Source organism: Paraburkholderia sp. RL17-347-BIC-D (genome assembly GCF_046027915.1).
GTDB lineage: Bacteria > Pseudomonadota > Gammaproteobacteria > Burkholderiales > Burkholderiaceae > Paraburkholderia.
The window spans coordinates 1-875 of record NZ_JARESS010000204.1; the positions used below are offsets into that span (position 1 = coordinate 1).

The following is an 875-nucleotide window of genomic DNA, read 5'->3' on the forward strand; positions in this document are numbered from 1 at the left end:
CGCGGCGGCAGTGCGGCTCGCCGGATTGTCGATCCGCGCGGTCGCGCTCGGGATCGTCGTAACTGCGGCCGCGCAGGCGGCGCTCGCCGGGCTGGGCCTGTACGTCGCCGGAATCCCCGGCGCGGGAATCCTGACAGCGCTGATCCTGATCCTCTGTCTTGCGCAGATCGGTCCGGGCCTTCCGCTGATCGGTGCCGTGGTCTGGCTGATCTATCACGACCAACTCGTCGCGGGAATCGCGCTGGGGGTCTGGTCGGTGTTCGTCGGGTTGCTCGACAATGTGTTGCGGCCGCTGCTGATCAAGCGAGGCGTGGACCTGTCTCTGCTGCTGATCCTGACCGGGGTGCTCGGCGGGGTGATCGCTTTCGGGATCGTCGGGCTGTTCATCGGCCCGGTGATACTCGCGGTGACCTTCACGCTGTTGCAGGCGTGGACCGACGAGGAGGCGCCACCGGCGCCCATCAAACCGGCGCTCACGAGCACCGGCGACCGTCTGGATGGCGAGCCGCAGTAGCACCACCGACGCGCCACGCGTGATACCGCGAGTGCGTCGGGTAACGTGCTTGACATGAATGTACCGACGATATGCCGTTTCCCGGGGACGTTATGAGTTTTTGTACCGTCAAGGCGTATTTGATGAAGTCTTCAAGCAAGCAGAACGTTCAACGCCACACATACCGATGCACCGGCATTGCCTGAATCGCGCACGATGAGCGCTCGGTGTGGCGCGCCCGCCTGTGTTGCGTCGAGCTGAGTTCATTTACCCCTAACGGAGCAAAAGCATGGGTACTGGAATCGTGGACGTAGCGGAACAAAAACGCCTGAACGACGCGCGTGAGGCCGAGGTGCCGTGGAAGAAGTGGGGGCCTTACCTT

The 875-nt window shown here is 63.5% G+C and carries 1 protein-coding gene; it reads left to right on the forward strand.

The window, feature by feature from the left end:
• Positions 1-514 (forward strand): AI-2E family transporter (locus P0D96_RS48165; protein ID WP_408321394.1); only part of this gene is annotated, 514 nt, incomplete at its 5' end.
• Between the last annotated feature and the right edge of the window lie 361 nt (positions 515-875).